4 protein-coding genes are annotated in these 6,294 nt (G+C 43.0%); 2 read left to right on the top strand and 2 right to left on the bottom strand.

Going from position 1 to position 6,294, the window contains the following annotated elements; translation table 11 throughout:
- Positions 1-218 precede the first annotated feature (218 nt).
- Positions 219-1,442, top strand: a complete 1,224-nt coding sequence (locus A142_RS06250) for an aromatic amino acid transport family protein (protein ID WP_019822219.1) — start codon at positions 219-221, stop codon at positions 1,440-1,442.
- A 148-nt stretch (positions 1,443-1,590) separates the two neighbouring features.
- Positions 1,591-3,015 (top strand): methyl-accepting chemotaxis protein, encoded by a 1,425-nt coding sequence (locus A142_RS06245; protein WP_017064641.1) that lies wholly within the window; start codon positions 1,591-1,593, stop codon positions 3,013-3,015.
- Positions 3,016-3,422: 407 nt separating this feature from the next.
- Here the strand turns inward: A142_RS06245 and A142_RS06240 are convergent, their stop codons facing one another.
- Entirely contained in the window at positions 3,423-4,148 is a 726-nt protein-coding gene (locus tag A142_RS06240) for an HAD-IA family hydrolase (RefSeq protein ID WP_029405446.1), read from the bottom strand.
- 304 nt (positions 4,149-4,452) lie between these two features.
- A complete protein-coding gene (locus A142_RS06235; protein ID WP_019822214.1) occupies positions 4,453-6,261 on the bottom strand; it encodes an HD domain-containing phosphohydrolase in 1,809 nt (602 codons plus the stop codon).
- Between the last annotated feature and the right edge of the window lie 33 nt (positions 6,262-6,294).

Genomic DNA, 6,294 nt, shown 5'->3' with positions numbered 1-6,294 from the left:
AGCAGATCATGGTCAAACGTTTGCTTAGACATTTCTGATGCCCTGTCACTCATTATTGTAAATATTAATTTACAGTGGATATTTTTAATTACATTAGAGATTGCATTTGGAATTAAACTCAATCAGAATACTTAAAAATCGAGATATTCTTTGGGTTTATGCGCTTAAGCTAGAAGAATTACAATGAAAACACACCCTAACGTAAAGAATTATATACAATGAATAAATCAAAGGTTTTTGGTAGTACTTTGCTCATTGCAGGCACAACCATTGGTGCTGGCATGCTCGCTCTTCCACTTGCTTCTGCAGGTATTGGCTTTTCAACTTCACTTTTCTTGATGCTGGGTTTATGGGCATTAATGGCTTTTACTGCGCTATTAATGGTAGAGCTTCACCAATTCGCAGAATCTGACGCTACCCTACACACGTTAGCTCACACCATTTTAGGGACAAAAGGAAAGTGGATTGCGAGCTTCGCGGTGATGTTTCTTTTCTACGCTCTGTGTGCGGCATACATAGCTGGCGGCGGCGCGCAATTTAACCAACGTATTTCGGATATCGCGGGTATCGAACTCAATGGTCAAATCACCACGCTTCTATTTACTCTGTTAGTTGCCGGCGTTGTGACGATTGGTACACACAGTGTTGATAAAGTTAACCGTGTTTTGTTTGGCTTAAAGCTTATCGCAATGGTTCTGGTACTCAGCTTCCTGGCTCCAAACATTACCTCTCAATACTTAATGAGCATGCCTTTACAGCAAGGCCTAATTGTAGCTGCAATTCCTGTTGTATTTACCTCTTTTGGTTTCCACGGCAGCATCCCATCAATCGTTCGATACCTAGATGGTGACGTTCGTTCTTTACGTAAGGTTATGATTATTGGCTCTGCACTGCCTCTGGTTATCTACGTTTTCTGGCAAAGTGTTACTTTGGGTGTGATTAGCCAAGAGCAGCTATTATCGGACACAAGTTTGGGCGCGTTATTAGTCTCACTATCGCAAACTGTTCATCAATCCAACCTAAGCGTGATCGTCGGTGTATTCGCGGACCTTGCACTGCTGACATCTTTTATTGGTGTGAGCTTAGGCTTATTTGAATTCATGGGCGACTCACTGAGCAAGAAACTAGGCAATGCAAAACGTGTTAAGACAGCCGCTATCACCTTCTTACCGCCACTGGGTTTTGCCTTATTTTACCCACAAGGTTTTATAATGGCTTTAGGCTATGCAGCCATTGCACTTTCAGTGCTCGCGATTCTATTACCAACAGTGATGGTCTATAAGGTTCGCTACACTGATTTCTCTGCAAAACCTCAATCTGCAGAGGCCAGTTACCAAGTATTAGGCGGTAGCAAAGCGTTGTTTTTGGCGGGTAGCGTTGGCGTGTTTATCATTGGCGTTCAAATTCTTATTTCAGTAGGGTTATTGCCTTCTTTAGGCTAATAAACCCATACATAACTAATTTACTTGATTCAGTTCTCATAATTGGCAACGCGCTATCATTAATTTTCACAATTAGTCGATTGATATCACATTTTTATTGAGGTTGGTTATTTAGAGTCCACGGTAAAGGATTTACCGTGGAGTTTTTATGAAAGAAGTACAATTTCGAACGATAGACAAACTGTTTATCAAAATGTCGATCAACGACAAGTTTTGGGTTATTTTCTTAATCTTTTTTGCCGCTCTGGCAAGCCTAGCTGGACTGAACTACGTCAACAAAATGGAACACATTGACGTAACTGCAAAACAGCAGGTCGAGTATCAACTGCAAGGCATTTTATCAGCATCAGATTCCCCTGCATCTGTTCGCTCTGTTAGCCAGCAAACTCGCGCTCAACAAACCACTATTTCAAATAATGGTTCTGTGACTGCCACAGCACTCGCACAGGATGGCAACTACTACTCACTTACCGTTTCAACTAACGATATACAGAATCAAAAGCAGCAAGCACTGTACACTTTATTACTTAGCTTCTTGTGGTGTGTGCCTTTTGGTCTTTTCTGTTACTGGGTAGCGACTTTCCTAGGCGGCGCACTTTGGGTTCTTTATTCAACGACTCAAAAGATTGGTGATGGTGACTTAACATCACGCCTTGGCTTCCACCCTGGCCGTGATGAATTCGGCACGATTGGTTGTGCGCTTGACCGTTCAATGGACACGCTTAGTGAGTTAGTCAACAACGTAAACCACAGTGCAGCAACGCTAAGCGAAACATCGGCTTCTTTCGAAACAGAGATGAAGCGCAGCGAAACACAAATCATGAGCCAGAATGCGTCTCTTGACTCTGTAGCGACAGCAATGGATCAGATGACAGCGTCAGCCAATGAAGTCTCTAACATCTCTGCACGCTCAACTGAACAAACAGAGCAAGATGCTCAACAAATCAACGATAGCCATGCGAAGGTCCAACAAGCAATCTCAGAGATCACCACCCTTTCTTCTTTGATTGAGCAAACCTCATCTTCTGTTACTAGCTTGAATGTGAATACGAGCCAAATTAATGAAGTCATCACGACGATTAACGCTATTTCAGAGCAAACTAACTTACTTGCTCTGAATGCCGCGATTGAAGCGGCTCGTGCAGGCGAACAAGGCCGAGGTTTCGCAGTTGTTGCTGATGAAGTTAGAACACTGGCAAGCCGCACTCAGTCGGCTACTGTTGAAATCCAAGCGATGATTGAGCGCTTACAACAAGAGAGTCAAAATATCGCGAAGATCACCGAACAAACGGTTGATCAAGCGCAAACCAGTAGCCAGCTGATTTCAAACATTGGTCACGACGTAAACTCGATTGCAGATTCAGCTCAAGCACTAATGGACATGAGTATCCAAATCGCAACATCAGCCGATGAGCAAAGTAACGTTGCCAATACGATTGCAGCAGAACTTAACGATATTCGCAGCCAATCCGATGTGATTAAAGACGTGGCTCAGAATTCGTCAAATGGCGTATCTAGGCTAACAGAAGCGTCGGTTTCTCTGTCTCAGACGTTGGCACGCTACCGCACTTAAGACTCAACTGGCGACTAGCGGCGTGAATTGAAAACAAACTAATGAGGACTCGTAATGGGTCCTTTCTTTTTGGCTTTTGTTTAATAACATTACAAGAACCATGGTTAATAACGATGATATTATCAATTACCATGAAGCAAGTCGCAAAGGAGAGATTAAGAAGTGTCAGAACTGTCTAATATTCGAGCTTAGGAGTAATCTAATTGAACGGGTCTTTTTTCGCTTACCCTCTTGCTGCAGGTGACACATAATGAATAAAACAGAAACACCAAACACCGACGAGATTACATGCCCTTTGTGCCAACACGACGAGTATCTGCTTTCAGAAAGTGGAGAGAAGTTTACTTGTGCATCTTGCGGTTTCCATACCAAACAATTTAGTAAGGTAGTCAGCCTTCAATTGAGCTCTACCCCACCAAAGCTGCAGAATTCGATATACCACAATTTGAGCAGTGCTTGCCATTAATCCAAACTGAAATTTCTTCTAAACTGTAGATATCCTGAGCCGCGAGTTCTGCTGAGTCGGCTTCGGGATCTACGATTGCTTCATCAATACTCGGGCGCAGTCGAAACGATTGGATACCCGCGCGAACACCAGCCTCAATCCCTTTCAACGTATCATCCACATAGATGCACTCATTCGGTAGAAATCCCATATTCATGGCCGTGTACATAATTAGATCAGGTTCTGGCTTCCAGCTGTTAGCATCAAAAGCTGAGAACACTTTGCCTTTGAAGTCGTCGAGCATGCCAGTCATCGCCAATGAAGACTCAACTCTAGATTTCGGTGCATTGGAAGCAATACAAAACTCGATGTCTTGTCGTTTGAGGAATTCAATAAGTTCGATAGCGCCATCCATCGGCTTTAAATGACGCTGGAACAGTGCTTCTAATTCAGTGCGATATAACGGTTCAAGTGTATCAATTGAGATAGATAGCCCAAGACGTTCTTGTGTATCCATTAAGATGTCGGCTAACTTCCCGCCTTGAAAGTGCGCGTAACAGTCGTTGACGTTTAGCTCTGCCCCAAAGCCAGTGAAAACGTTCACCAAAGCTTGACAGCACAGCTTTTCACTATCTATAAGTGTTCCGTCACAATCGAAAATCACACATTTAGTCTGTTCTAATCGCATAGGTATCTCACTCAGATTGAATCCAAGTTTTATCCTATAGTGTTCTTTCAATGGGCGAGATGATTGAGGTAACAGTTTGCAGATACAGGCTTATTTCTCTTCGCGAAATATGGAGTTGATCACTTTATTGCTCGGCATAAGCAACAGCTTTCATCAAATTAACCCAAATTCTACGAAATCAAATACTGCGAGGTTTACATAAGCGACTCAATTTCAGGGGAAAATTTAAATCACCACTTCCTAGCCGAATCGTGGTGATTAGATAAAAGCCAAGACCGTATAAACGATTAAGATAAAGCGAGACTTAGCTAACAACCGACTCTTCTAATACCTTAGTTTCAAGCGAAGGTGAAGCCGCATATTCTACAGTTCCAGTATCGGGGTACGAATCTCGGATAGCGACAAACTCGGGTAAGTGTTTCAGTAACAATTTGGTTAGCTGAGGATCAAACTGGTAGCCACACTCTCGCTCGAACAAATCGACCACCATCTCTAATGGCCACGGTTCTTTGTAGCAACGTGCACTAAGCAGAGCATCGAATACATCGGCTACGGCAGTGATACGAGCAAACAGGTGTATTTCATCACCTACTTTTCCATTTGGGTATCCAGCACCATCCCAACGCTCATGATGTTCGTTAGCAATGATTGCTGCGAGGTTGGTAATATCACCAGCTCCGCTCTTCAGTAAGTTATAGCCAGCCGTAGTATGAAGCTTCATCACCTCCCACTCTTGGTCGGTTAATTTCCCAGGTTTATCCAAGATTGATTCAGGGACTGAAATCTTACCCACATCGTGCATTGGGCTGATGATCTCAATCATCTCGACCTCACGATGGCTCAAGCCACGATACTTAGCAAGCAATGCAGACAACTTGGCTACACGCTTAACGTGATTACCTGTTTCGCCAGAGCGGGTTTCAATTGCTTCTCCGAGAACATGAATCATATCCTTTTGAATATTCAAGGTCTGTTTCTGAAGCTTTAAGATTCGTTTGTTCTTATTCGCCAACTCTTTCTTTTGGCGCAGAGTAACGAATTGCATCAAGATGATCAGACTTAAACCCGCAATCACCATCGACAGCCCCAATAACAACTGGAAGTTTTTGCGAATAAAGGACGACGGTTCGTTAATAAATACCGCTTCATCAGGTAATGCGTTGGCACTGATCCCGTATCGTTTCATTGCAGGGTAGTTGAATACAAAACGTTTGTTATCTCCTGGAGTTAACGGTTCTGCAAAACCGAGAGGAAGATATTTATCCAACGCATCAACAGCCTCTTCACCCATGCTCTGTGAGTGATTCACATAGCCACCGAGAACATCGCCCGAAATATAAAACTGCCACAAAGCAAACACCGGAGCGGCACTCGCTGTTGACAACGTATCCGCAATCTCTTGGTAAGTGTGGTAAACCCCTTGCTTCAACTCGGTGTTGTAATGACTGAGTAATACCGCATCGTCCGCAGAGATCCCTTCCAAAAATTGGCTTGTATGTTCAAGCGACAAATCGCGAATTTCTACGAGATTGATATTTGGAAACTCAGCCATCATTCTGTTCATTTCTTTATGAATTAGCTCAGACGTGACACTGTAATCATTTACAAAATAAAGATTCTTTAGATTAGGCCTTAATTGGGAGATCAGCTTAATATTAACGTCTATCTGATCGTTCTCATAAAGCACGGTTGCTCTGTCAGACACCGCATACATGTCGGTACTGAAATCATTGATGCCAGCAGCAACGACAGGTGTTGAGCGATCAATCAAATTAGGCAGAGATTCAAGAAAATTGGCCGCGTTATCGTCCGTCGCAATTACGCCATCAAACTTATAACCTGCATATTTCGCACGTAAGTAGTTCGCGAGAGAGTCGTAATACTCTGGGCTGTGAACACGCTTAGAATCCAAATACTCTATTGAGAGTTTAACTTCGGTTTGAGACTGGCTGAACGCACTGTCTATCCCTTTCTGGAAGTCAGCAGTCCATTGATAAGAAGGTTCGTATGAGTGTAAAACTAGGATGCGTTTTATATCCCAGTCGTTAGCAAAGCTGAGTGAAGAATAAGCGCTAATACACAATACAGCGATTGAGATCAATAGCTTGTACATACAATACCCTTTAAATAAGACGGGGTATTGTAC

Source organism: Vibrio splendidus 12E03, from assembly GCF_000272105.2.
Lineage (GTDB): Bacteria > Pseudomonadota > Gammaproteobacteria > Enterobacterales > Vibrionaceae > Vibrio > Vibrio splendidus_I.
This window is presented reverse-complemented; position numbering and strand designations above follow the sequence as displayed.